The sequence below is a fragment of the Streptomyces sp. NPDC005774 genome (assembly GCF_042871645.1).
GTDB lineage: Bacteria > Actinomycetota > Actinomycetes > Streptomycetales > Streptomycetaceae > Streptomyces > Streptomyces pratens.
In genome coordinates this window covers 1-24,815 of record NZ_JBIAIV010000011.1, presented here as the reverse complement: position 1 = coordinate 24,815, position 24,815 = coordinate 1, and the positions used below count along the sequence as shown (strand labels likewise).

Here is a 24,815-nt window from a genome sequence, read left to right as displayed (position 1 = left end):
CGGTCGTCACCGTACGCCATCGTGCTGTCACCCGAGCGGTACGCGCCAATGCCCCGGGTGCGGCAGTGCGGCCGCTCCGTTCCGCCCGTCGCCCAGGTTGCCCCACCGGGACCGCCCGTGTGGTGCGGTGATGCCACCGGCCGGCGGGCGTCACGAGGTGCGCACGACTCCTTCACGGCAGGTGCGCTTTCGGTCGGTGGGCGGGCGGGAGGCCACGTGCGGGGGAGACGGTCGCGGGGGTGCCTGTTTAGCCTCCCGGGTCATGCGATCACCACTGAGACGCCTCGGTCCCGCCACCGTTCTCGCCACCGTTCTCGCCTTCGTCCTCGCCCTGTTCGGCATGGCCCCCCAGGCCACCGCGGCCGACCCCGCGCCCGCCGAGCTGACGTTCACCGCCGACGCCGCCACCACCACGCCCGGTGGCACGGTCCAGCTGTCGATGACCCTCACCAACAACAGGACGTACGACGTCTGGTTCGTGTACCAGACGATCGACCCCACGTGGCTCACCACCCAGCGCCCCGACCTGAAGTACAGCTTCACCGGCTGCGCCCTGGCCACCGCGGCCGGCAGCACCCCCTGCGCGGGGACCGGGCCCGCGGACCTCGGCGCCAACTACGGCGCCACCGTCCCGCCCGGGCAGAGCCGGACCGTCACGCTGACCCTGCAGGTCGCCCCCGACTCCGGCTGCAACGGCAACATCGGCTTCTACTCGTACTACTACGCCGAGTTCAGCGACAGCGAGAGCGCCGGCGGCGGTCCGGTGTACACGCCCGAGACCCGGGTGCTCTGCGCCTGACGGGTCTGTCGGGCCTGACTGGCCCGCCGTGCCTCTGGCGGTCTGGCGGTCTGGCGGTCTGGCGGTCTGACGGTCTGCCGGTTTCCGACGCCGTTGACCGAATCCGGTTCGGTACCACACCCGCCAAGAAGTCCAGACCTCCGGCAGTCGCACCGGCGGGCCACCCGGCCCGCCGGTGGGCCGTTCACGTCTCCGACCTGCTCCGGTGTTCCACGCGCCCCCTCCGGCCTCCCGTGTCCCGAGGCGCCGCACCGGTCGCTTCCGGACCGCCGGCACCCCAATGGCCACCCGCACTTTTCCGTCAGGTTTCGCAACTCACCCACAAAAAGCACACAAAGGCATCACCATGTGATGCGACGGATGCGTCGACGACTGGCTTCTGAGGGGGACGCCGGCGTCACGCGAGGGGGTGCGTCGGCTCCGGCGGAGCGGTGTCCACCCCTGTCCGTGGGAGGGGACTGCACCGCATGAAGCGGATCACACGCACCGCCGTGTTCACGGTGGGCGCACTCATCGCCGCCCTCGGCCTGCCGTGTGCGGCCGCACACGCCGCCGACGACTTACCCCGCGTCGACCTGCGCATTCTGGTCGTCAGCGACGGAGGCCCGGCCGTGGACGCGATCGCGGCCGAACTCGAGGCCGCCGGCACGCCGTACACCGAAGTGGACCTCACCCGGTCCGACCGCCCCGCCCTCGACGCAGGCTTCCTCGCCGATACCGTGGACGGGCGACCCCGTGCCAAGTACCAGGCGGTGGTTCTGCCCAACGACAACCCGTTCCCGGTGAACTCGCCCGAGATGACGGCGCTCGCCGCCTACGAGCGGACCTACGACATCCCGCAGGTCGACGCCTACACCTACGCGCGTCCGGAGGCGGGCCTGCGGTACCCGGTCGACGGCGGCTACGCCGGCAGCGTCGACGGAGTGCGGGCCGAGGTGACCACCGCGGGCCGGGCAGGCCCCTTCGGCTACCTGGAAGGCCAGGTCCCCTTCGAGGACAACTCTCCCACCGTGGGCGAGAGTTACGCCTACCTCTCGACCCCCGTGGCCGGTGCGGACTTCACCCCGTACGTCGAGGCCGCGATCCCGGGCGGGCCCGGGCGGGGCTCACTGGTGGGGGAGTACCGGCACGACGGGCGGCGGGAACTCGTCGTCACGTTCGTCTACAACCAGCACCAGCAGCAGTTCAGGCTGCTGGCCCGCGGCATCGTGGACTGGATGACCGGCGGCGTGCACCTGGGCGCCTCCAGGAACTACTTCGCCGTGCACGTAGACGACGTCCTCGCCGCCGACGACCGCTGGGACACGGAGCTGAACTGCACCCCCGGCGACGTCGACTGCCCCGAGGGCGAGGGCACACCCGACCCGATCCGCATGCTCCCCGCCGACGTCGACCACGCCACTTCCTGGCAGAACGAGCAGGACTTCACCCTCGACCTCGCCTACAACGGCGCCGGCAGCGTCGACCACCGCGAGGGCAACGGCGGAGCCGACCCCCTGGCGGACAGACTGATCGCGGAGCGGGACCGGTTCCGCTGGATCAACCACACCTACACGCACGCCTTCCTCGGCTGCGAACAGGACACGGCAGTGGTGCCGTGGCGGTGCGCCACCCACGCCGACGGCAGTACCAAGTGGGTCGGCCGCACGGCCATCTCCGACGAGATCGCCACCAACCGCGTCTGGGGCGAGACCGCCGGACTGCCCCTGCACAACGACGAGTTGGTGACCGGCGAACACTCCGGACTCAAGGTGCTGCCGCAGCAGCCCGACGACAACCCGAACCTCGCCCCCGCCCTCGCCGACAACGGCGTCACCTGGCTCGCCTCGGACAACTCCCGCGATCCCGCGCAGCGCAGGGTCGGCCCGGCCACGACCGTCTCGCGCTACCCGATGAACGTCTTCTTCAACGCCGGACGGGCGGCCGAGCAGGTCGACGAGTACAACTGGATCTACACCAGCCGCGCCCAGGGCGGAAGCGGAATCTGCGAGGACAACCCGGCCACCACGACGTGCCTGCCGGCTCCGCTGGACACCGCGACGGGGTACACCGAGCACATCGTCCCCCTCGAGACCCGGATCGGACTCGGCCACGTCCTCGCCAACGACCCCAAACCGCACTTCATCCACCAGTCCAACCTGGCCGAGGACCGCATCGCCTACCCGGTCCTGGACGGCGTACTCGACGGCTATGAGGCCCTGTTCGCCGACAACACCCCTGTGGTGAACCTGCGGATGAAGGACATCGGCGCCGAACTCCAGCGCCGCGCCGCCTGGGCCGACGCCCTGCGGGGCGGTCAGGTCACCGCCTACCGCACCGGCGGCACGGTGACCGTCGAGGCACCGGACGGCACGACCGTCACCGTCACCGTGCCCACCGGAACCACCCTCGAGGGCGATGCGTTCGGCGAGGCGTACGCGGGCCGGACGTCCGGCTGGACGCCGACGGAGGGCCAGGCCCTGGCCTTCACCCTGCCGGAGTCCGCCACGACCGGTGGCGGCACCGGTGCCGCCACCGACGACGGGCGGGCCCCGGAACCGACGGCCCCGGGGACGAAGGCGCCGGACCCGAGCGCCCCGGCCGGGACGGCCCCTGTCACCGAGCCGGCCCCGGACACCCGGGTCCCCGCCGGCGTGAGCGACCACGTCCCGTACACCGTGCGGAGCTGAACGGCGCACGACCCGAGAGCCCGGCCCCCGACGCGTGAGCGGGGGCCGGGACCGGGCCTGCACGACCCTCCCCGCACCTCACACCCGGCCGTGGAGCCCACCGATGCACGTTCACCACGGCGCGCGACGCCCCAGCTCGACGCGCGTCACCCTGCTCACCGAAGGCACCTATCCGCACAGTCACGGCGGAGTGAGCGTCTGGTGCGACCAACTCGTCCGTGGCATGCCCGACCTCGACTTCGACGTCCTCGCCGTCACGGGCACCGGCCGCGAACCCGTCGTGTGGGACCTGCCCGCGCACGTCTCGAACGTCCTGACCGTCCCGATGTGGGGAATCCCGCCCGAGGGCCGCACGCCCGGGCGGCGTCCGCGCGAAGTCCTGGCCGGTGCCTACGAGCAGTTCCTGACGGCGCTGCTCGACCCGTGCGCGGAGAGCGGATTCGCCCCGGCCCTGTACACCATGGCGCGGGCCGCCGCCGACGGAACACTCAGCCCGTTCCTGCGCGGCGACCGGGCGATCGCGGTGCTGACCGCCGTGTGGAACCGCCGGGGCCTGGTCGTCCGTGAGGCCCGCCCCACGCTGCACGACGCGGTCACCGCCACCGGACTGCTCGAGCACGCCCTGCGCCCGCTGGCCGCACCCCTGCCGAAGGACGGGGTCGCCCACGCGGTCAGCGGTGGTCTCGCCGTCCTGCCCGGACTGGCCGCCCTGGAACGGCACGGTGTCCCTCTGCTTCTCACCGAACACGGCGTCTACCTCCGCGAGCGTTACCTCGGCTACCGCACCGGTCCCTACCGCTGGCCGGTCAAGGCACTCGTCCTGGGCTTCTTCCGGCTCCTGGCCGAGGAGAGCTACCGCAGGGCCGCCCTGATCACGCCGGGCAACCGCTACAACCGACTGTGGGAGGAGGAGGGCGGGGCCGACCCGGCGTCGATCCGCACGGTCTACAACGGGGTGGACCCGGACGCCTTCCCACCGGCCGGACCCGAACCGGACGTGCCGACCCTCAGCTGGGCCGGCCGCGTCGACCCGATCAAGGACCTGGAGACCCTCGTCCGGGCCCTCGCCCTGGTCCGGACGGAACGTCCCGACGTCCGGCTACGGCTGTTCGGCGGAACACCCCGGGGCGGGGAGGCCTACCGGGAACGGTGCGAGGCCCTCGCCGCCGAACTCGGTCACGGGGACGCCGTCACCTTCGAGGGCCGCGTCGACGACATCAAGGACGCGTACGCCGCCGGCAACGTCGTGATGCTCTCCAGCATCAGCGAGGGCTTCCCCTTCACACTGATCGAGGCCATGTCCTGCGGGCGGGCGACGGTGTCCACCGACGTCGGCGGAGTCCGCGAGGCCGTGGGGGACACGGGTCTCGTCGTACCGCCGCGGGACCCGGCCGCGATGGCCGCCGCCGCGCTGGAACTGCTCGGCGATCCCGCGCGGCGCGCGGCCATGGGGGACGCGGCCCGGCTCCGGGTGATCGAGCAGTTCACCCTGCGCCGGACCGTCGACACCTTCCGCGCCATCTACCTGGAACTGTCCGGCACCCGGCGGCAGTCGGCCGAGGCGGGAACACGGGACGGCACGGGGACACAGGACGGCACGAGGACGTACGCACAGCGGCCGGCAGGCCCCGCCGCCACGGCCGTCCGGGCCGCGGACGAGAACGGGCACGTTCCGGGTGCCGTCGCGGCCGCACCGTCCCCGAACGAGCGCACACAGGTTCCGTCACCCATGGCGACAAGGAGTGCGGCCATATGAGCGGCCCCATGGCACTGGAGCCGGGCGGAGCCGAACAGGAGACCCTCGCCCTCCGGCCGGCCGCCGCCCTACGGCTGCCGCGGACCCTCCCGGCCGACGACCCCACCCTCGTGATGCGCTCACCGCGGCCCGTCCCGGACCAGGAGGAGGTGGACCGGCTGGCCGCCGCCCTGGCCGACCGCATCGGCCCCGCCGTCCACCCCTACGAGGTGGCCGCGCTGCTGGAGGCGGAAGGACTGTCCGCGGACGCCGTCCGGCAGCGGTACGGCCATCCGAACCTGTTCTCCCTGGCTTCCGCCCTGTACGAACGCGTCCCCAGGACGTTCCCCGAGCTCGCGCCCACCTCCGACCCCTGGCGTCCCGACACCGCGCGCTGTCTGCTGCGCGGCGTGCTGTTCGCCCTGCCGGGCCTCGCCTACCTGCTCGCCGCACCGCTGGGGCAGGCGGCACGGTACGCACCCGCCCTCATCGCGGCCGGTGTCGTCTCCTGGGCCTGGGGCCAGGCGCTGGGGCACCGCGCCCACCTGCGCCTGGCGACGGGGCGCCACGAGGCGGGCCGCACCCTGCTGACCGGGGCCGCCCTCGGCGCGGTCCTGGCCACGGCGACCGCGGCCGTGGTGGCCGGCGGTGGACCGGTCACCCTGGCCGCCGCCGGCCAGTCGCTGTACCTGGCCGCCGCTTCGGCACTGCTGGTCCTCGCCCGGGAAAGGCTGCTGCTGGCATCCCTGACACCGCTGATCGCCGGCGCCGTGCTGCTGGCGTGGGGGGAGCCAGGCCCCGTGCTGAGGCTCGGTCTGCCCCTGCTGGCCCTGGTGGCCACGCTCGCCGCCGCCGGCTGGTCGCTTCGGAGCGTGCTCGGCACCCCGCCCGTCCCCGGCGCGCGCCGACCACCCCTGCCGGCCTCCCTGCCCTACGGACTGTTCGGCCTCGCCGCGGCGTCACTGGTCCTGCTGGAGGGCCGACAGCACCCGTACGCCGTGATCGTGCTGACCGTGAGCATGGGACCGGCCGAGTGGCTGCTGTACCGCTACCGGGGCTGGTCGGTCGCGGCGCTGCGGGCGACCGCGACGCCCACCGCCTTCCTCCTGAGGTCCGCCGGCCTCCTCGGTCTCTGCCTGCTCGCCTATCTCCTGCCGTTGACGCCCGCGGCACTCCTCACCGGAGCCGATCCGGCCGCGCTGCTGCTCCTGGCCGCGACGCTGTGGACGGCCCTGCTGCTCCAGGCGTTCGGCGTCGCCTGGCCCTCCGCCCTGATCTGCCTGACCGCCGCGGGCTGCGCCGCCCTGGTCACCCTGCTGCGCCTGCCGCCGGGGCCGGCCGTCCTGCCGCTGTGCTGCGGCGCCGCGGCCCTGTGCCTGTCGGTGTGCGTGCTGAGGCTGCTCGGCCGGCCGGCGGTACACGCCTGACCGTCCCCGCGTATCCCCCGCACCCCAGTGCCACCGGGCAGCCGGGCAGACGGGCACCATCCCGCACCACGACCCGACACCGCGCACCGCCCCTGGGCACCGCGCACCACGACCCGGTACCGCGCACCACTCGGTACCGCCGCACCTCACCCGTTCAAGTAACCGGAAGGAAACCGAGTTGACCTCCGCACCGCTCGCCGCCGTCACCGGGGCCGAAGGCTTCATCGGCTCACACCTCACCGAAGCGCTCGTCGCTGCCGGGTACCGCGTCCGGGCCATGGCCCAGTACAACTCCTTCTCCTCCTACGGATGGCTGGAGACCCTCTCCCCGGACGTCCTGGACCAGGTGGACATCGTCCTCGGCGACGTCCGGGACCCCGGATCGGTACGCGACCTGCTCACAGGGGCCGACTGCGCCTACCACCTGGCCGCGCTCATCGCGATCCCGTACTCCTACCGGGCGCCGCACAGTTACGTGGACACCAACGTCACCGGCACCCTCAACGTGCTCGAAGCAGTACGCCAGTTGAGTACGCCGAGACTGGTGCACACCTCCACGAGCGAGACCTACGGCACCGCGCGGACCGTGCCGATCACCGAGGACCACCCCATCAACACCCAGTCTCCGTACGCCGCTTCGAAGGCAGGCGGGGACCGGCTGGCCGACAGCTACCACGCGAGCTTCGACACTCCGGTGGTGACGCTGCGGCCGTTCAACACCTTCGGGCCGCGCCAGTCGATGCGCGCGGTGATCCCCACCGTCATCGGCCAGGTCGCGGCGGGGGAGCGGACCATCACCCTCGGCGACCTGCGGCCCACGCGGGACTTCACCTACGTCGAGGACACGGCGCAGGCATTCCTCGCCGTCGGCACCGCCCCCGCCGAGCAGGTCGTGGGCCGCACCTTCAACGCCGGTACCGGCGGGGAGATCTCGGTCGGCGACCTCGTCGCGTTGATCGGCGAGGTCATGGACAGCGCCCTCGACGTGCGGGAGGACCCGGCCCGGCTGCGGCCCGCCAACTCCGAAGTGATGCGGCTGGTCGCCGACGCCACCCGGCTCGCCGACGCCACCGGCTGGAAACCCGCCCACACGCTGGAGCAAGGACTCGCCCGGACCGTGGAGTTCTTCCGCGCCCCGGCCAACCTGGCCCGCTACAAGGCCGGCATCTACAACATCTGACCCGCCCCGTCCGCCCCGGTCCGACCCGTACCACCCGATCCGCGTCCGGCACGTCCCCGGGAAACACGAAGGATCCGAAGGAGAAGGCCCATGCACGCAGTGATACTGGCAGGAGGCAAGGGCGTCCGGCTGCGGCCCTACACCACAGCCCTTCCCAAGCCGCTCGTCCCCATCGGCGACCAGCACGCCATCCTGGAGATCGTGCTGCGCCAGCTCGCCACGTCCGGCTTCACCCACTGCACCATCGCCATCGGCCATCTCGGCGAGATCATCCGCGCCTACGTCGGCGACGGCTCCCAGTGGGGCATGGACATCGACTACGCCACCGAGGAGAACCCCCTGGGCACCATGGGCCCCCTGCTCACGCTGCGTGAACGGCTGCCCGAGACCTTCCTGGTGATGAACGGCGACGTCCTGACCGACCTCGACTACGCCGACGTCCTGAACCGGCACCGGGAGTCCGGTGCCCCGCTGACCATCGCGACCTACGCCCGCAAGGTCCACATCGACTTCGGCGTGCTGACCACCCGGGCGAGCAGGGTCATCGCCTTCACCGAGAAACCCAGCATGGACTACCTCGTCTCCATGGGTGTCTACGGGCTGTCCCGCTCGACGCTCGAGGGATACACGCCCGGCCTCCCGCTGGGCTTCGACGAACTCGTCCTGGACCTCCTCGCCGCCCAGCGCCCGCCGCATGCCTACGAGTTCGACGGATACTGGCTGGACATCGGACGTCCGGACGACTACGACCGGGCCAACGCGGAGTTCACCACCCGCAAGGCCATGCTGCTCAAGGGAGCCTGAGTACCCATGCGCATTCTCGTCCTGGGCCGCACCGGTTACCTGGGCCGTCATGTCGTCGCACACCTGCGCGGTCTGCCGGACACACACCTGCCCGAGGCCGGCCGCTCGCCCACGGGGGCCGGCGCGGGTCTGCGCATCGACCTGGCCGCCGACTCCCCGGACCGGCTGGCCAAGACCCTGGCGGAGGCGGCGCCGGACGCCGTGATCAACTGCGCGGGCGCGACCGGCGGGGACGCGGTCACCCTGGCCGAGGTCAACGCCCGTGGCCCCGCCGCCCTGTGCGCCGCACTGCGGCAGGCCGCACCCCGGGCACGGCTGGTGCATCTGGGGTCGGCCGCCGAGTACGGCCCGGGGGAACCCGGCGCCAAGGTGACGGAGACGGCGGCGACCCGCCCGCTCGGAGCGTACGGCGCGACCAAACTCGCGGGCACGGCGGCGGTGACGGCCTCCGGCCTGGACGCGGTGGTGCTGCGCGTGGGCAATCCGGTGGGACCGGGTGCGCCGCCCACCGGCCTGCCCGGCCGGGTCGCCGCCCTGCTGCGCGAGGCCGGCGCGGCGACAGGGGCAGGGGCGGGGACCGGAGCAGCGACGACGCTGCGGCTCGGTGACCTGTCCGCGTACCGCGACTTCGTCGACGTACGCGATGTCGCGCGCGCGGCGGTACTCGCCGTCACGGCGGCCGGGCCGCTCCCGCCCGTCCTCAACATCGGCGGCGGCGAGGCGGTCCGTGTGCGCGACCTGGTGCACATGCTGGCCCGTCGGGCCGGTTTCGGGGGACGAATCGAGGAGTGCGCGGGGACCACGGGAGGTTCGGGCCGCTCGGCGGCGGTGTCGTGGCAGTGCTCCGACAGCACGGCGGCGGACAAGGCACTCGGCTGGCGTCCCTCGTACACCCTCGAGGAGTCACTGGCCGCGCTGTGGGCGGACGGCGGCACGGACACCACCGGCACGGAAGGCGACCGCTCGCCGTGAGTCTGCTGATCCCCCTGTACGTCCATCCGGCCGAGGACCCGGGCGCCTGGCACCGGCTCATCATGGCCGCCGACCGTACCTACGCCGTCGTGCTCAACCCCGCGAACGGTCCCGGGACCGGCCCGGACCAGGCCTTCGCGGCGGTCGCGGACGCGCTGCGGGCGGCGGGCGCCCGGCTGCTCGGCTACGTCGACACCGACTACGGCGCGCGGGACCCGTCCGCGGTCACCGCCGACGCGCGCCGGCACCGGGAGTGGTACGCGGTCGACGGCTGCTTCCTGGACCGGGTGACCGCGGGACCGGACGGCCTGCCGGGCTGCCGCAGGCTGGTCCGGTCCCTGCGCCGGACCGGCGCGCGGACCGTCGTGCTCAACCCCGGCGTGGACCCGGCGCCCGGCTACGTCCGCCTCGCCGACCTGACCGTCACCTTCGAGGGTCACTGGTCCACCTACGTCGCCGCGTTCAGCCGCTCCGCCCGGGCGAAGCCGCCCCCACCGGAACGGCTCTGCCACCTCGTCTACGGTGTGCCCGAAGCGCTCGTGCCCCTGGCCGTACGCACCGCGCAGGACCGGGGCGCGGGGATCTGCGGCCCCGTGACGGGTGAACTGCCCAATCCCTGGGCAGAGCTGACCCCTGCCCTGGCCGTGACAGAGGACGAGGGACGGACATGAGCGGGAATAATCCTTTGCCGTACGAGCCCGCACGGCCCGCATCGCCCGTGATGACGGTGCTGGCCGCGCTGGCCGTGCTGGCCACCACGGTCCTGACCGGGTGCTCCGGCCCCGACGGCGCCAGGAGCACGGACGACCGGTCCGCCCCGTCCCGCACCTCACCGGTCCCGCCCGGGACCTCCCACACCCCCGGCGGGACACCCTGGCGCCCGCGCCCCGGGCTCGCCTGGCAGTGGCAGCTCGACGGCAGGGCGGACCCGTCGGCCGAGGTGCCCGTCTACGACATCGACGGCTTCGAGAACACCGCCGCGGACGTGGCTCGCCTCCACCGCGACGGCCGCAAGGTGATCTGCTATGTCAACGTCGGAGCCTGGGAGGACTTCCGGCCCGACCGGGACGCGTTCCCGCGCTCCGTTCTCGGCAGAACCAACGGCTGGCAGGGCGAGCGCTGGCTGGACATCCGCCGGATCGCCGTGCTGAAGCCGATCATGGAGCGGCGGTTCGACATGTGCCGGGACAAGGGCTTCGACGCGGTGGAGCCGGACCTGGTGGAGGGCTACGACCACGACACCGGGTTCCCGCTCACCGCCGCCGACCAGATCCGCTACAACCGCATGATCGCGGACATCGCACACGAACGCGGCCTGTCGGTGGGCCTCAAGAACGACCTGCCGCAGATCCCGCGCCTCGTGGACGACTTCGACTTCGCCGTCAACGAGGAGTGCGCGCAGTACGGCGAGTGCGCCGAGCTCACTCCGTTCATCGAGGCGGGCAAGGCGGTCTTCCACGTGGAGTACGCGGAGCCGACCGGAGGGTTCTGCGCCGAGTCCCGCGAGCTGGGACTGTCGTCCATGCGCAAGAAGCCGGAACTGGGGGTGTGGCGGGACCCGTGCTGACCCGAGCGTGAGAGGGGAGAACGTGCAGAGCGTGAGTGAGACACCACCGAACACCCCGCAATACCGCTGAGACGGGCCCAAAGAGGCCCCGGCCCTGATTCCGGGCCCCTCGCTCGACATGACGTGGCACAGGTGGCAACGGCCGTCCAGGGGCGTCCAGTCGATCCACGGTAGGTGCATAATGCCAGGTCAGAGCCTCAAGGCGCGGAGGTGTCCGTACAGTCGGGGAGACCTGCGCGAGAGCGTGTGGGACGACGAAGTCCCGCCGGAGCACTTCGGATCCGGCGGTCGTTGCAACTCCCCGGCTCAAGGGGCGGGACGGACTTCGAGATCCGCAAGGAGCGGAAGTCGCAGAGGCCAGGAAGCTCCGGGCCGAGCGGCAGGAATGCTTCCGGCTCGTGCGGACGGGACCGACCGGCCAGAGTGGCGAAACGGTCGGGTCGTTGCTGCTATGGCTGGATCGCACAGCTGAAAGCCGCAGGTGTGGTCGCAGGCGCTATGGCGGCCGGTCGCGAGGCCGGTGAGCCCGGGCGTGTGCCTTTCCGATGGACCTGGTCGAGAGCCACACTCTGCCCGGCCGGAAGGTGTCGGAAGCACCTATACCGGTCGGCTGTCGTGCGTCCTTAGGGTCGTTGCGTCGTTGGAAAGGCCATGGCGCACAGGTCGGACGATGTGCGCGCCTGGGGCCGTTCGGGGCGTACGCGCCCCTTGGCGTAAAGGGGCAGTATGGGGCTGGACAAGACGGTCGACAGTATGGACGAGGCGGTGGCGGACATCCCCAAGGGGGCGTCACTGGCCGTCGGCGGGTTCGGGTTGTGCGGCATACCGAGTGCGTTGATCGCCGCGCTGCTGGAGCAGGGTGCGGGTGGTTTCAAGGTCGTCTCCAACAACTGCGGAGTGGACGACTGGGGGCTGGGGCTCCTGCTGCGGGCCGGCCGGATCGCGCGCATGACCAGTTCGTACGTGGGTGAGAACAAGGAGTTCGCCCGCCAGTACCTGAGCGGCGAGCTGGAGGTGGAGCTGGTGCCGCAGGGGACGCTGGCGGAACGGCTGCGCGCCGGCGGGGCGGGCATCCCGGCGTTCTACACGCCGGCCGGGGCCGGGACGCAGATCGGAGACGGCGGGCTGCCCTGGCGGTACGCCCCGGACGGGCAGGTCGCGGTGGCGTCGCCGCCGAAGGAGACGCGGACGTTCGACGGCCGTGAGTACCTGCTGGAGGAGAGCATCAGGACCGATTACGCCCTGGTGCGGGCCACCATCGGGGACCGTCACGGCAACCTGGTGTTCCGCTCCTCGGCCCGCAACTTCAACCCGCTGGCCGCGATGGCCGGTCGCGTCACCGTCGCCGAGGTCGAGCACCTGGTGGAGCCGGGTGAACTGGATCCGGACGAGGTGCACTTGCCGGGGGTGTTCGTGCAACGGGTGGTTCGGGTCTTTCCCGACGATCCGGCCGCCGAGCGGCGGATCGAACGACGGTGTGTGCGTACCGAGCAGGAAGGCGGTGCCTGACATGGCGCTCACTCGCGAGCAGATGGCGGCCCGGGCCGCCCGCGAACTGGTGGACGGCACGTACGTCAACCTCGGCATCGGCCTGCCCACGCTCATCCCGAATCACCTGCCGCCGGGCGTCGAGGTGGTGCTGCAGTCCGAGAACGGCATCCTCGGCGTCGGCCCGTACCCGCTCGAGGAAGAGATCGATTCGGACCTGATCAACGCGGGCAAGGAGACGGTGACGGTGCTGCCCGGGGCGTCCTTCTTCGACTCCGCGCTGTCCTTCGGCATGATCCGCGGCGGCCACATCGACACCGCCGTGCTGGGGGCCATGCAGGTGGCGGCCTCCGGGGATCTGGCGAACTGGATGATCCCGGGAAAGATGGTCAAGGGCATGGGCGGTGCCATGGACCTGGTCCACGGGGCCCGCCGGGTCATCGTGCTGATGGAGCACACCGCCAAGGACGGCAGCCCCAAGCTCGTCGCGAAGTGCGATCTGCCACTGACCGGCACGGGTGTCGTGCAGCGCGTCATCACTGATCTCGCCGTCATCGACATCACCCCCGACGGGTTCTCGCTGGCCGAACTCGCCCCCGGAGTCAGCGTCGACGACGTGCGCACCGCGACAGGCGCCGACCTGCTCGTGCCCGCACATCTGGTAGCGCCTGCCGGTGTCTGACTAACAGATACATGCCGGCGGCACAATCCCTGCGCGTTCCTGTCGTGGCAAGCGGGCTGTGGGGATCCCTGCCATACCGTGGCTCGTCAGCCACGCCCTACGGTGCCGGACACCGGGCCACTTCGGCTGAATCAGGCCAGGAGAGCGCCCGGTGTCCCCCCATGACACCGAGGGAGCCGCCATGCAGTCGCCGTTTCGGGGAACCACCGCCCCGCTGTCCCGTATCCCGTCCGCACCGCCCCCGGTTGCGTCGCTGCGCCCCTCGGGGCGTGGGTGGCGCGGATTGCTGTCCCGCCTCGTGGCAGTCGTGGTCTTCGTCCTCGCCGCTGTCCTGGTCGGTCCGGCGCCTACGGCCCACGCCGCGGTCGGCCTGACCAAGGTCACCGACTTCGGCGCCAACCCGGGCCAGTTGAACATGCACGTCTACCGGCCCGCGTCCCTGCCCGCCCAGTCGGCGGTGGTGTTCGCGCTGCACGGCTGCAGCCAGGACGCCCAGACGTACGCCGACAACTCCGGCCTGCCCGAACTCGCCGACCGGCACAAGTTCCTGGTGGTGTTCGCCGAGACCACTTTCGCGAACAACATGGGCAAGTGCTTCAACTGGTTCCAGCCCGCCGACAACCGCAGAGGCCAGGGCGAAGCCGCGTCGATCCGGCAGATGGCCGCGCACACGGTCTCCGCCTACGGCGCGGACGCCCGGCGGACCTACGTCACCGGCCTGTCCGCCGGCGGCGCCATGACGTCGGTGATGCTCGCCGCGTACCCGGACGTCTTCCAGGCCGGCGCGGTCGTCGCGGGTCTGCCCTATGGCTGTGCCAACGACCTCATAGCCGCCGGCACTTGCATGAGCCCCGGAACCGATCTGACCCCGGCCCAATGGGCGCAGCGGGTTCGCGACGCCCATCCCTCGTGGTCCGGCCCCTGGCCCCGCGTGGCCGTCTGGCACGGTGACAAGGACACCAAGGTCGTTCCCCGCAACGCCGACGAACTGCGCGACCAGTGGACCGCACTGCACGGCCTGTCCCAGAAGCCGACCCGCACGTCCGTGATCGGCCCGAACTCCACCCGGCACGAGGAGTACGCCGCCGCGGACGGCTCGGTGGCCGTCGAGGTGAACCGCGTACCGGACATCGGGCACGCCACGCCGGTCGATCCCGGCAGTGGGGCTCAGCAGTGCGGCAGCACCGGCACCGCCAACTTCCAGGACTCCATCTGCTCCAGCCACTGGATCACCCGGTTCTTCGGCCTGTCGGAACCCTTCGAGGACAATAAGCTGCCCGCCCCGACCGGTCTGACCGTGAGCGATGCCACCGACACCACCATTCGCCTGAGCTGGGACCCCGTCGACGGCGCCGACGGCTACCTCGTCCACCGCGACGGTGCCCTGCTCGCCACGGCAGACACCACGTTCCACGCCGACACCGGCCTGACCGCGGGCTCCTCCCACACCTACGCGGTCGCCGCCCGTGACGCCGACGGCGAGCCGGGACGGCTCTCCGGCGCGATCACCGCGCGGACCACCGGCGGCGTGACCGCCTGCTGGACCGCCACCAACTACGCCCACGTTCAGGCAGGACGCGCCACAACCAGCGGCGGCTACACCTACGCCAAGGGCTCGGAACAGAACATGGGTCTGTACAACATATTCGTCACCCACACCCTGAAGGAGTCACCCGCCGGCCACTTCACCGTCGCGGACGGAACCTGCGACTGACGCGAGGCCGGTCATGACCGTGGACGCCTCCCCACAGCATCCAGGGTCCCGTGCCCGTCATGGTGGCGGCCCACCTGAGAGAAGCCGCCGTCGTGGCGGGCACACACATGTTCCCGTGCCGGATGCGCCGCCTAGCCTCCAGCCCGTCCATCCACCGCCGTCCCCTGGAGGCTCTCCATGGCTTTGTCCATCGGCGTCAGTTCGAGCTGGAGAGGGCGCACCGCACTCGGTGCTCTCGCCCTGGCCACTGCCGTAGCCCTGCTTCCCTCATCGGCCTCGGCCCGGCCGGCCCCCGACCGCGCCGCCGGCCACTGCGCCAACCAGTCCCACCTCCGCGTCCCGGGTGCCGCTCATCAGCAGGCCGACTGTCTGAACGAGCTGACCACGGCGGGAACCGTGGCATCCGGCCACACCGACCCGGCCGACTGGGCCGGCCTTACCCCGAATGACCTCACTGTTCCCGAGGGGGTGCCGGGTATTCAGATCGACGGCTACTTCCCCGACTCCTCGACCACCAACACCAACCACGGTTGGAACCACGACTCGCAGTTCGTCATCCGGCTGCCCGACCGCTGGAACGGCGGGCTGATCGTGGCCGGCACCCCCGGCAACCGTGAGCAGTACGCCAACGACCGGGCCATCGCCGACTGGGTGCTCGCCCGCGGCTACGCCTACGCGGCCATCGACAAGGGCAACACCGGTATCAACTTCTACCGCGACGGCTCCCGGCCCGGTGACGCCGTCGCCGAATGGAACACCCGGCTCACCCAGCTGACCCGCGCCGCCCGTGCGGTGGTCGCCCAGCGGTACCACCGGCCGCCCGTGCGCACTCTGGCCACGGGAATGTCCAACGGAGGCTACCTCGTGCGGTGGCAGTTGGAGAACCACCCCGAGCTCTACGACGGCGGCGTCGACTGGGAAGGCGCCCTCTGGCACGCGAAGGGCCCCAACCTGTTCACCTTCCTGCCGCCCGCCCTGCGTCACTACCCCGCCTACGCGGCGGGCGGCCCCGGCGCCGAACCGGCACGCAAGGAACTGCACCGCGCGGGCTTCCCGGCCGGCTCGGAGTTCCTGTGGCCCTTCCACCACCAGGTCTACTGGGACCTGACCCAGCGCATCTACCGCGAGGAGTTCGACCCCTCCTTCGACGGTGCGACGGAAGCCGGCACACCGTACTGCGCCTCCAAGACCCCCGGCTGCGACGCCGACTACGACTACGCCACCCGTCCGGCCGAGGTCCACAAGGCCGTGCAACGCGTCGCGCTGACCGGCCGCATCGGCAAGCCGCTGATCACCGTCCACGGCACGCTGGACGTCCTGCTGCCCAGCAGTGAGAACTCCGACGTCTACTCCCGCATGATCCGTGAATCGGGCCGCGGCCACCTGCACCGCTACTACCGCATCGAGGACGGCACGCACACCGATTCCCTCGTCGACAGCTTCCCCGACCGGCTCCGGCCCCTGCTGCCCTGCCACCGTTCGGCCTTCACCGCCCTGGAGAGCTGGCTCGCCACCGGGCATCGTCCGCCCGCGAGCCACACCGTCGGCCGGCCCGAAGGCGCCACCCCGGCGAGCCTGCTCACCAGCTGCCGTCTCGACGGGTGACCACCCGGCGGCCGCGGCCCTGCGCCACGGCCGCCGCATGCCCTGCCCGACCGAACGCCTCGGTCTGTGGTGGCACCCGCTACAGATCGAGGTCTCATTGTGTCTGTCGAATACATAGGTGTGACGTGACGGTGTCCCTACTGTTTCCGGCCATGACAAGCGAATTCCGTCCACCCACCGTCCGCTCGGCGTCCACGGGTTCCGGCGTGGACCTGACGTCCCGGGCCGCCCTGGTCACCGGCGGCGGCAGCGGTATCGGCAAGGCGTGCGCCGCGGCGCTGGCAGCAGCGGGCGCCATGGTGCACGTGGTCGACCGGGACGCCGAGGCAGCCAAGGCGGTCGCCGCCGAGATCGGCGGCGAGGCACACATCACCGACCTGGCCGACCCGGCCGCGATCGACGCGCTGCCGGCCGAGGTCGACATCCTGATCAACAACGCCGGCCTGCAGCACGTGGCGCCTGTGACGGAGTTCCCGCCGGAGCGGTTCGCCCTCATCCAGCAGGTCATGGTGACCGCCCCGTTCCTGCTGATGCGCCGCAGCCTGCCCCACATGTACGCGCAGGGCTGGGGACGGGTGATCAACATCTCCAGCGTCCACGGACTGCGGGCCAGCGCCTACAAATCGGCCTACGTCGCCGCCAAACACGCGCTGGAGGGCCTGAGCAAGGTGGTCGCGATCGAGGGCGCCCCCCACGGCGTGACCAGTAACTGCGTCAACCCCGGCTACGTCCGCACCCCCCTGGTCGAGAACCAGATCCGCGACCAGGCCGTCGCGCACGGGATCAGCCCCGCCGACGTCCTGACCGATGTGCTACTCACCCGCTCACCCATCAAGCGCCTGTTGGAGGCGGAGGAGGTCGCCGCGGCCGCGCTGTGGCTGTGCGCCGGCCACAGCAGCTACATCACCGGCACCTCACTGCCCCTCGACGGCGGCTGGGGAGCCGGCTGACCCGCCGCCTCGGGCGCCGCCCATGCGCCGCCCTGTCCCCACGACTGCCCCCCACGCCTGTCCCCACGACTGCCCCCCACGACTGCCCCCCACGCCTGTCCCCGCACCCGCACCCTCACCCGAGAATCGGTGAACCCATGACCGAGACCACAACCGCCAAGCCGGGCGAGCCCCGCTCCAGCGGCATCGCCCGTATCGTCGGTGCGAGCCTGATCGGCACCACCGTCGAGTGGTACGACTTCTTCCTCTACGGCTCCGCCGCCGCGCTGGTGTTCAACACCCTCTTCTTCCCCAGCAGCGATCCGCTGGTGGGCACGCTGCTCGCCTTCATGACCTACGCGATCGGGTTCCTGGCCCGGCCGATCGGCGGCATGGTCTTCGGACACTACGGCGACAAGATCGGCCGTAAGAAGCTGCTCGTGCTCAGCCTGCTGCTGATGGGCGGCGCCACCTTCGCCATGGGCCTGCTGCCCACCTACGGCACCATCGGCGTCGGCGCCCCGATCCTGCTCACCGTCCTGCGCCTGATCCAGGGCTTCGCCCTGGGCGGCGAATGGGGCGGCGCCGTGCTGATCGTCTCCGAGCACGGGGGCGACAAGCACCGCGGCTTCTGGGCCTCCTGGCCGCAGTGCGGCGTCCCCGCCGGCAACCTGCTGGCCACCGCTGTTCTCGCGCTGCTGGCCTCCGTCCAGTCCGAAGCGGCATTCCTGTCCTGGGGCTGGCGCATCCCCTTCCTGCTCTCCGGCGTCCTGGTCGTGGTCGGACTGTGGATCCGCATCTCGGTGACCGAATCGCCGGTCTTCCTCGCCGCCCAGGCCAAGGCCGAAGCGGACGCCGCCAAGGGGGCCAAGGACGAGGCGCCCGTCATCGAGGTCTTCCGCCGCAGCTGGCGTGAGGTGCTCGGGGCCATCGGCGTCCGGTTCGGCGAGAACATCTCCTACTACATCGTGACCTCCTTCCTGCTGGTCTATGTCACCACCCACCTGGAACTGCCGAAGAGCACCGCGCTGAACGCCGTCCTGATCGCCTCCGCCGTCCACTTCGTCACCATCCCGCTGTGGGGAGCACTCTCCGACCGCATCGGCCGCAGACCCGTGACGCTGATCGGCGCCATCGGCATGGCAGTCTGGGCGTTCTTCTTCTTCTCCCTGGTCGACACGGAGTCCTTCACCGTGATCACCCTGTCGGTCACCGCGGGCCTGCTGCTCCACGGAGCGATGTACGGTCCCCAGGCCGCCTTCATCTCCGAGATGTTCGACACCAAGGTCCGCTACTCCGGGGCCTCCGTGGGCTCACAGCTCGCGTCCATCGTCGCCGGCGCCCTCGCCCCCCTCATCGCCGTCGAGCTGCTCAGGCGTTACGGATCGTCGACTCCCATCGCCGTGTACCTCAGTGCAGCCGCGGTGATCACCGCCATCACCGTCGTGGTCATCAAGGAGACCCGTGGCCGTGACCTGACCGTCTCGACCACGGATGCGCCGCCGCAGCAGCAGAAGGCACCGGTCGCCAGTACCAACCGGGTCTGAGAAGCCACTGTGCCGCGGTCCGCTCGCTCAAGGAGGGCACGGGCGGACCGCGGCACGTCCACTTCGGACGCAGCGTCCTTCGGACCAGCCACCACAGCCCATCCACGCACCAGCCGCGGCGCTGGAGGGAAGACTGCCGTCATGACCACCAAGAACGACGCCTCCACCGCGGCGACGGCAGCACTCCGGCAGCTGCTCGCCCTGCTCGCCGCGGACGCTCCGGCCGAGCAACTGGCCCAGCCCGCGGCACAGGCACGCGCCGCCGGTGCCGACCCGCACGACCAGGACGTCGTCGACGAGGCCACCCGGACCGCGCTGGACATCCACCGGACCCTGGCCCAGCGTCGGCGACGGGAGGCCGAGCTCGCCGCCCTGTTCGACACCGCGGGCGACTTGGCGGCGCTGCGCGACCTGGACTCCGTACTGCGCGCCATCGTGCACCGGGCGCGCACCCTGCTGGGCACCGACATCGCCTACCTCACCCTGAACGACCCCGCCGCGGGCGACACGTTCATGCGGGTGACCGCCGGCTCGGTCTCCGCCAAGTTCCAGCAACTGCGCCTCGGCATGGGAGAAGGGCTCGGCGGTCTGGTCGCGCAGACCGCCCGCCCCTACGCGAGCCCCGACTACCGCACCGACCACCGCTTCAAGCACACCGGAGCCATTGACGAAGGAGTCGACGAGGAGGGCCTGCGCGGCATCCTCGGCGTGCCACTGCGCGTCGGCCGACGTGTGATCGGCGTCCTGTTCGCCGCGGACCGCACTCCGCGCGACTTCGCCCCCGAGGCCATCGCCCTGCTCTCCTCCCTGGCCGACCACGCCGCCGTGGCCATCGACAGCGCACGTCTGCTGGAAGAGACCCGCTCCGCTCTTGTCGAACTGAACGCCGCCAACGGAACGGCTCGCGCCCACAGCGACGCCCTGCACCGCGCGGCCGACGCCCACGACCGGCTCACCGACCTGGTCCTCAGAGGCGGCGCCGTCGACGACGTGGCCCGCGAGATCGCGGCCCTCCTCGGCGGAGGCCTGGCCGTCCACGACGCGGACGGCACCGAACTCGCCCGCCTGAAGACCGGTCCCGTCATCCTGTCCGAGCAGGGAATCGAAGCTTCCCGCAGAGGCGGGCGGGCCGTCCCCGTCGACGGCAGCTGGGTGTGCGCCGTCCTGGCGGGCCCGGAACTCCTCGGCAGTCTCGTCCTCACCGGCCGGGCCGATCTCACGGACGCCGACCGGCACCTGTTCGAACGAGCCGGTCTGGTCACCGCCCTGCTGCTCCTCCTGCGCCGGTCGGTGGCCGAAGCGGAGGACCGTGTCCGTGGCGAACTCCTCGACGACCTGCTCACCGCCCAACCACCGGGCGGCCATCGCAACACGGGCAGCCTGACGCTGCGGGCCAGAAAGCTGGACATCCATCTCGCCCGGCCCCACGCGGTCCTCGTCCTCACCTGTGACCCGGCCCTGCGCTCACGCCTGCTGACCGAGGCCGCGCGCCGTGCACGCGCGCTCGGCGGCCTGGCCGGCACCCGCAGCGGGCACACCATCCTGCTCGCACCCACCTCGCATCCGGGCGCACTCGCCCAGGAACTCGCCCACGAACTGACCCGCGGCCTCGGCACCCCCATCACGATCGGAGCCGCAGGCCCCGCCACGGGCCCAGAACACCTTCCCCACACCCACGACGAGGCACACCGCTGCCTCCAGGCACTCGAAGCACTCGGCCGCACCGGCGACGGCGCTGCCCTGACCGACCTCGGCTTCCTCGGGGTCCTCCTCGGCGACCAGACGGACATCACCGGGTACGTGGACCGCGTCCTCGGCCCCGTTCTCACCTACGACACCCAGCGCGGCACGGAACTCGCCCGCACCCTCACCGCCTACTTCAACCACGGTGCCAGCCTCGCCCGGGCCAAGGACGCCCTCCACGTCCACGTCAACACCGTGGTCCAGCGTCTCGACCGCGTCGCACAACTCCTCGGCCCCGACTGGAACACCCCCGGCAAAGCCCTCGAAATCCAAGTCGCCCTACGGCTGTACCGCCTCGCCCAACAAGGCAGGGGGGGCTCCGTCCCGTAATCGGTGGTAGCGCCGTGTGGTGATCACTGGAGGGGGACGCGGTGGCGGAGCAGGGGGAACCCGGCCCGGCCGTGCATCTGCCTCGTGGTTCTCCCGGTTCGCGTGCTGACGCCCTCGGCGGGGCCGTTGTGGTGGGAGAGGGCGAGGCCGACGGCGATGGCGGTGCGGCCGAGTTCGAGGCCGTTGGCGAAGGCGTGCAGGTGGGGAGGGTCGGAAGCGCGGACGGCTGTGATCCACTCGGTGAACTTGGTGTCGTTGCCGACGGAGGGAGTGGCGTCACCCGGGCAGCGGCCGGCCGCTGCCCGGGGTCACCGGACGGCCACGAGCAGCGCCGACCCCGCCGGCGCCCTCACCGGCCTGGACATTCCGGTCACTCCGGACGCCCTGTGACGCCCCGCGCCCGCGTGACGTTCGTGGCCGAAAATTGGGCCGGTCCACGGGACTCACGGACAGGACGCGCCGGGGCCCGCAGAATATGACCCGCAGATACCAGCAGGTTGCGGGTGGTTTGGAGGGCGGTGGTGAAGCCGCAGCGGTCGGGATCGGTGCCCGGCTGGGACTCCGCTGCCTCGACCATGGTGCGGCGCAGGAGCTGGTAAAGGGTGAGCAGGGCCCACATCTCCTGCTCGATGCCGACCGGGTCGTGTGAGCGCAGAACACGTCCATGCAGGATTGTGCGGCGCAGAGCGTAATAGGCGCTCTCATGCTCCCAGCGCTCGTGGTAGAGGCGCACGAGGTGGTCGGCGGGGTAGCGGCGGGCGTCCAGGAGTGTGGTCACCAGGCGGCAGGAGTCCTCGAAGGTGCTGCCGTCCGCGCAGGTGACGTTCACCCGGGCTTCGATGATCCGCACCGGGACGCCGCCGATGACCGACAGGTAGGAGGAGTCCGCGAGTTGTTGGAGGACCGGTGGGCGGCGGCGTCGGCTGATCCGGCCCAGGACCTGTGCGCCGGTGGCGTGCACGGCGGCGAGGAAGTCGTTGCCGTCGAAGCCCCGGTCCCACAACACCAGCATTTTCGGGTCCGGATGGTGCAACAGCCTGGTGGAGTAGGAGGTCTCGCCCTCCCGGGTGGGGCCGAAGACCGCTCCGATCACGGCCCGGGCGCCGGTCTCGACCAGCTCGAACGGCATGATGGGCGTCAGTTCTCCCAGATGCCCGGGAGCGAACCGGCCCGCGGCCACAGTCACCGTACGGGTGATGGCCGTCAGCGCCGACGGCGAGACACAATGAACAGGCAACGGAGCTCCTTGCGGGACAAGCTGTCTTGGACGACTGCCTGTACCAACGAGCTCCGTTGCTCCACGTCAAGGACCCGTCAACGCCCCTCGCGTGACCTGCGGAAACGCTAACTAACCGGCCTTGGCGGAACTTCACCCTGCGGACGGCGACACGTCACGTCACCGGCCCGCCCGCTCGAACACCCCGCCCGCCACCCAGCAGCACAACGGGAATGCCGGTTTCACTCGATATGTCAACGAACGACACGCCGCGGCTGCGGGTGAGCAGGCGCCGGCAAGTCCCCCGGACGGCGTATCGGAGAATCAAGTCCATTACAGGAAGGGTTACCTGATTGGCCATCAGCACGCCATGACACGGCGTGCGAGCGCCCCCTGCAACCCGATTGGAGGCAATCTTCCGACTTCCCCTCATGTCCCGATATGACAGATATGGGAATCGGTCAGTACGTTCATCACGAGTCGGCTGGCCAGCCGACCTTCCGAGACAGGAGAAGCGCGTGATGATTGCCCGTTCCACCGTCGTTACCGCGGCCGTCGCGGCCGCCGCGGCCCTGGCCGCCACCGGTATCACCTACGCTTCGGCGTCCGCCTACGGGCCGGCCCAGGTCGCCCCCGCAGTCCAGCAGGCAGCCGCCCCCGCCTCGGCCCCCATGGGCGGCGACTCCGGCAAGGGCGACGAAGGCAAGGGCAACGAGGGCAAGGGCAACGAAGGTCGGGGCAACGAAGGCCGGGGCAACGAAGACCGGGGCAACGAAGACCGAGGTAACGAAGGCCGAGGCTTCGAAGACCGAGGCTTCGAAGGCCGGATCCACATCAACGAGCGTTCCTACTCGGACGCCCCGGGCGACTGCATCACCGTCGTGAGCGGCCTGGGCTCCCGAAGCCTGAACATCCGCAACGACAGCCGGAGGAGTGTCGAGGTCTTCCGCGGGGCCACCTGCGACAACGGCGCCCCCATCGCCACCGTCGGACCACACAGCTCCAGCGACGGCGTGTTCCCCTGCCCCGTCGAGGGCGGCGTCTTCGTCAAGGACGGAGTGGTGGGCAGCTTCCGAGTCATCAACCACCACTTCGGCGAATTCGGCGAATTCGGCGAGTTCGGCGGACACGGCGGACGCTGACCAAACCGCCACCCCAGCACAACATAAAGACCCCGGCCCGCTGGAATCGGGCCGGGGTCCCCCCTGTGACACCCCACCCCGAACACCCCGCTTTCACATACCCGCCCGGGCATCCCATCATAAATCCGGACAGCGAAGCCCTGCCAGCCCAGCCCACCACGCCGGCGCACTCAGGGCGATTTCAAAGCCGGAGCGATCATGTAGGTGTGCAGGTCGCGGCGGTGTGACGATGTCGGGTGTGTACGCGACCGTACGCAACGAAGCTCCGTTGTGGAGGTGACCTTCCCCAGTCCTCTTCGCGCAAAGGAGCTTCGATGTGCCGTCAGTCTTCCACCGTCTGCCTGGTCAAGTCGCCCACTCATCAGCACCACGCGACCGGTCCGCTGGCCGAGCGGCCGCTGACGCCGGCCGGTCCGCGGCGCCGACGCGGGAAGCGTCACCCGTTCGTGGCAGTCCTGCCGATCGCGTGCTCCGCTGTCGTCACCGGAGCGAAGACGTTCACGGCGATCGGTGGATGGGCGACAAAGGCCCCGAGGACGTCCTGGCCCGACTCGGCGCCCGCACCGCGACGGCGAAGCAGCAAGCGACTGATGTCAGTGCCGCTACCACCGGCTACGCCAGTCGCCATGGTTCCCAGCACGCAGCCTCGCACCGTCCTGGCACGCGTATGTCACCCAGCGCGGCAGATGAACCCGGTCGCCTTTGATGTGGGCCGGTCGCGTCGCGGTGTCCTGTCCGGGATGCCGGGCCGGCCGGCTCGTCCCCCCCGAATGGCTGCTGCGATGGGCTTCAGCCTGCAGGGCATGGCCAAGACTCGGGCCGGCAGTCAGGTGCCCGACCGAGACGCCCAGTTCCGTCACATCAACACCGCCGCCGAACGCTTCCTGGCGGGGGGTCTGCCGGTGGTGAGCGTGGACACGAAACAGAAGGAACCGATCGGCGACTTCGCCCGGCCCGGCCGCACCTACCGCCCCAAAGGCCAGCCGATCACCGCCCCGGACCACGACTTCGTCGGCCCCGACACCCCGGTCGCCATTCCGTACGGCATCTACGACCTGGGGCGCGACAGCGGCTGGGTGAACGTGGGCACCGACCGAAACACCGCCGCCTTCGCGGTGGAGTCCCTGCGCCGCTGGTGGAAGGTCCAAGGGCACCTCGACTACCCCAGCGTCAATGGCCATGAGTTAAGCCGTGTGGGGTGTGAGCTGGTGGAGCACGATGGTGCGGGTGACTCGGCGGGTGCCGGGGTCGGTTGAGCTGCGGGTC

Annotated in this window: 19 protein-coding genes and 1 pseudogene; 18 read left to right on the top strand and 2 right to left on the bottom strand. The window is 71.2% G+C overall.

Features of this window, described 5'->3' with window-relative positions:
• The first annotated feature begins 262 nt into the window (after window positions 1–262).
• From ACFYQA_RS12950 to ACFYQA_RS12875, 16 genes are all read left to right on the top strand, one after another.
• Entirely contained in the window at window positions 263–799 is a 537-nt protein-coding gene (locus tag ACFYQA_RS12950; RefSeq protein ID WP_388915727.1) for a hypothetical protein, read from the top strand.
• A 467-nt stretch (window positions 800–1,266) separates the two neighbouring features.
• Window positions 1,267–3,468 (top strand): hypothetical protein, encoded by a 2,202-nt coding sequence (locus tag ACFYQA_RS12945; protein ID WP_388915724.1) that lies wholly within the window; start codon window positions 1,267–1,269, stop codon window positions 3,466–3,468.
• 103 nt (window positions 3,469–3,571) lie between these two features.
• Window positions 3,572–5,224 (top strand): GT4 family glycosyltransferase PelF, encoded by a 1,653-nt coding sequence (pelF, locus tag ACFYQA_RS12940; RefSeq protein WP_388915721.1) that lies wholly within the window; start codon window positions 3,572–3,574, stop codon window positions 5,222–5,224.
• Complete coding sequence (locus ACFYQA_RS12935; protein ID WP_388915718.1) at window positions 5,221–6,630, top strand: hypothetical protein; 1,410 nt, start codon at window positions 5,221–5,223, stop codon at window positions 6,628–6,630. Before pelF ends, ACFYQA_RS12935 begins: the two co-directional genes overlap by 4 nt.
• 178 nt (window positions 6,631–6,808) lie before the next feature.
• Window positions 6,809–7,810 carry a GDP-mannose 4,6-dehydratase gene (locus ACFYQA_RS12930; RefSeq protein WP_386397133.1) on the top strand — a complete coding sequence of 334 codons (1,002 nt, stop codon included), beginning with the start codon at window positions 6,809–6,811 and terminating at the stop codon, window positions 7,808–7,810.
• Between the two features lie 90 nt (window positions 7,811–7,900).
• Entirely contained in the window at window positions 7,901–8,614 is a 714-nt protein-coding gene (locus ACFYQA_RS12925; protein WP_388915715.1) for a sugar phosphate nucleotidyltransferase, read from the top strand.
• A 6-nt stretch (window positions 8,615–8,620) separates the two neighbouring features.
• Window positions 8,621–9,586, top strand: coding sequence for an NAD-dependent epimerase/dehydratase family protein (locus ACFYQA_RS12920; protein WP_388915712.1), 966 nt, complete (start codon window positions 8,621–8,623; stop codon window positions 9,584–9,586).
• Window positions 9,583–10,257, top strand: coding sequence for a spherulation-specific family 4 protein (locus tag ACFYQA_RS12915; protein ID WP_388915709.1), 675 nt, complete (start codon window positions 9,583–9,585; stop codon window positions 10,255–10,257). Before ACFYQA_RS12920 ends, ACFYQA_RS12915 begins: the two co-directional genes overlap by 4 nt.
• 50 nt (window positions 10,258–10,307) lie before the next feature.
• Window positions 10,308–11,153, top strand: a complete 846-nt coding sequence (locus tag ACFYQA_RS12910) for an endo alpha-1,4 polygalactosaminidase (RefSeq protein ID WP_388916128.1) — start codon at window positions 10,308–10,310, stop codon at window positions 11,151–11,153.
• 726 nt (window positions 11,154–11,879) lie between these two features.
• Window positions 11,880–12,662: a CoA transferase subunit A gene (locus tag ACFYQA_RS12905; RefSeq protein ID WP_388915706.1), complete on the top strand. Its 783-nt coding sequence runs from the start codon at window positions 11,880–11,882 to the stop codon at window positions 12,660–12,662.
• A 1-nt stretch (window position 12,663) separates the two neighbouring features.
• A complete protein-coding gene (locus tag ACFYQA_RS12900; protein WP_388915703.1) occupies window positions 12,664–13,323 on the top strand; it encodes a CoA transferase subunit B in 660 nt (219 codons plus the stop codon).
• Between the two features lie 181 nt (window positions 13,324–13,504).
• Window positions 13,505–15,037, top strand: coding sequence for a PHB depolymerase family esterase (locus ACFYQA_RS12895; RefSeq protein ID WP_388915700.1), 1,533 nt, complete (start codon window positions 13,505–13,507; stop codon window positions 15,035–15,037).
• Between the two features lie 177 nt (window positions 15,038–15,214).
• Window positions 15,215–16,642, top strand: a complete 1,428-nt coding sequence (locus ACFYQA_RS12890) for a tannase/feruloyl esterase family alpha/beta hydrolase (protein ID WP_388915697.1) — start codon at window positions 15,215–15,217, stop codon at window positions 16,640–16,642.
• Between the two features lie 152 nt (window positions 16,643–16,794).
• Complete coding sequence (locus tag ACFYQA_RS12885) at window positions 16,795–17,592, top strand: 3-hydroxybutyrate dehydrogenase (RefSeq protein WP_388915694.1); 798 nt, start codon at window positions 16,795–16,797, stop codon at window positions 17,590–17,592.
• Window positions 17,593–17,729: 137 nt separating this feature from the next.
• Window positions 17,730–19,118 (top strand): MFS transporter, encoded by a 1,389-nt coding sequence (locus tag ACFYQA_RS12880; protein ID WP_388915691.1) that lies wholly within the window; start codon window positions 17,730–17,732, stop codon window positions 19,116–19,118.
• A 141-nt stretch (window positions 19,119–19,259) separates the two neighbouring features.
• Complete coding sequence (locus ACFYQA_RS12875; protein ID WP_388915688.1) at window positions 19,260–21,191, top strand: GAF domain-containing protein; 1,932 nt, start codon at window positions 19,260–19,262, stop codon at window positions 21,189–21,191.
• Between the two features lie 23 nt (window positions 21,192–21,214).
• Here the strand turns inward: ACFYQA_RS12875 and ACFYQA_RS12870 are convergent.
• Together ACFYQA_RS12870 and ACFYQA_RS12865 are read right to left on the bottom strand one after the other, a co-directional pair.
• Window positions 21,215–21,463, bottom strand: a pseudogene (locus ACFYQA_RS12870) (ISL3 family transposase); the annotation flags it as partial.
• Window positions 21,464–21,561: 98 nt separating this feature from the next.
• Window positions 21,562–22,428, bottom strand: a complete 867-nt coding sequence (locus tag ACFYQA_RS12865) for a transposase (RefSeq protein ID WP_388915685.1) — start codon at window positions 22,426–22,428, stop codon at window positions 21,562–21,564.
• A gap of 500 nt (window positions 22,429–22,928) precedes the next feature.
• On the opposite strand from ACFYQA_RS12865, the gene ACFYQA_RS12860 reads away from it, so the two are divergent.
• Both ACFYQA_RS12860 and ACFYQA_RS12855 read left to right on the top strand, forming a co-directional pair.
• Complete coding sequence (locus tag ACFYQA_RS12860; RefSeq protein WP_388916125.1) at window positions 22,929–23,549, top strand: hypothetical protein; 621 nt, start codon at window positions 22,929–22,931, stop codon at window positions 23,547–23,549.
• A 314-nt stretch (window positions 23,550–23,863) separates the two neighbouring features.
• Window positions 23,864–24,805: a hypothetical protein gene (locus ACFYQA_RS12855; protein WP_388915682.1), complete on the top strand. Its 942-nt coding sequence runs from the start codon at window positions 23,864–23,866 to the stop codon at window positions 24,803–24,805.
• The last annotated feature ends 10 nt before the right edge of the window (window positions 24,806–24,815 follow it).

What these genes read in the sequence shown, in the direction of transcription:
- ACFYQA_RS12945 (WP_388915724.1), top strand. Translation starts at nt 1,267, where the DNA reads ATGAAGCGGATCACACGCACCGCCGTGTTCACGGTGGGCGCACTCATC.
- ACFYQA_RS12895 (WP_388915700.1), top strand. Translation starts at nt 13,505, where the DNA reads ATGCAGTCGCCGTTTCGGGGAACCACCGCCCCGCTGTCCCGTATCCCG.
- ACFYQA_RS12935 (WP_388915718.1), top strand. Translation starts at nt 5,221, where the DNA reads ATGAGCGGCCCCATGGCACTGGAGCCGGGCGGAGCCGAACAGGAGACC.
- ACFYQA_RS12890 (WP_388915697.1), top strand. Translation starts at nt 15,215, where the DNA reads ATGGCTTTGTCCATCGGCGTCAGTTCGAGCTGGAGAGGGCGCACCGCA.
- ACFYQA_RS12900 (WP_388915703.1), top strand. Translation starts at nt 12,664, where the DNA reads ATGGCGCTCACTCGCGAGCAGATGGCGGCCCGGGCCGCCCGCGAACTG.
- pelF (WP_388915721.1), top strand. Translation starts at nt 3,572, where the DNA reads ATGCACGTTCACCACGGCGCGCGACGCCCCAGCTCGACGCGCGTCACC.
- ACFYQA_RS12905 (WP_388915706.1), top strand. Translation starts at nt 11,880, where the DNA reads ATGGGGCTGGACAAGACGGTCGACAGTATGGACGAGGCGGTGGCGGAC.
- ACFYQA_RS12885 (WP_388915694.1), top strand. Translation starts at nt 16,795, where the DNA reads ATGACAAGCGAATTCCGTCCACCCACCGTCCGCTCGGCGTCCACGGGT.
- ACFYQA_RS12855 (WP_388915682.1), top strand. Translation starts at nt 23,864, where the DNA reads ATGTGCCGTCAGTCTTCCACCGTCTGCCTGGTCAAGTCGCCCACTCAT.
- ACFYQA_RS12920 (WP_388915712.1), top strand. Translation starts at nt 8,621, where the DNA reads ATGCGCATTCTCGTCCTGGGCCGCACCGGTTACCTGGGCCGTCATGTC.
- ACFYQA_RS12910 (WP_388916128.1), top strand. Translation starts at nt 10,308, where the DNA reads ATGACGGTGCTGGCCGCGCTGGCCGTGCTGGCCACCACGGTCCTGACC.
- ACFYQA_RS12950 (WP_388915727.1), top strand. Translation starts at nt 263, where the DNA reads ATGCGATCACCACTGAGACGCCTCGGTCCCGCCACCGTTCTCGCCACC.
- ACFYQA_RS12860 (WP_388916125.1), top strand. Translation starts at nt 22,929, where the DNA reads ATGATTGCCCGTTCCACCGTCGTTACCGCGGCCGTCGCGGCCGCCGCG.
- ACFYQA_RS12880 (WP_388915691.1), top strand. Translation starts at nt 17,730, where the DNA reads ATGACCGAGACCACAACCGCCAAGCCGGGCGAGCCCCGCTCCAGCGGC.
- ACFYQA_RS12875 (WP_388915688.1), top strand. Translation starts at nt 19,260, where the DNA reads ATGACCACCAAGAACGACGCCTCCACCGCGGCGACGGCAGCACTCCGG.
- ACFYQA_RS12925 (WP_388915715.1), top strand. Translation starts at nt 7,901, where the DNA reads ATGCACGCAGTGATACTGGCAGGAGGCAAGGGCGTCCGGCTGCGGCCC.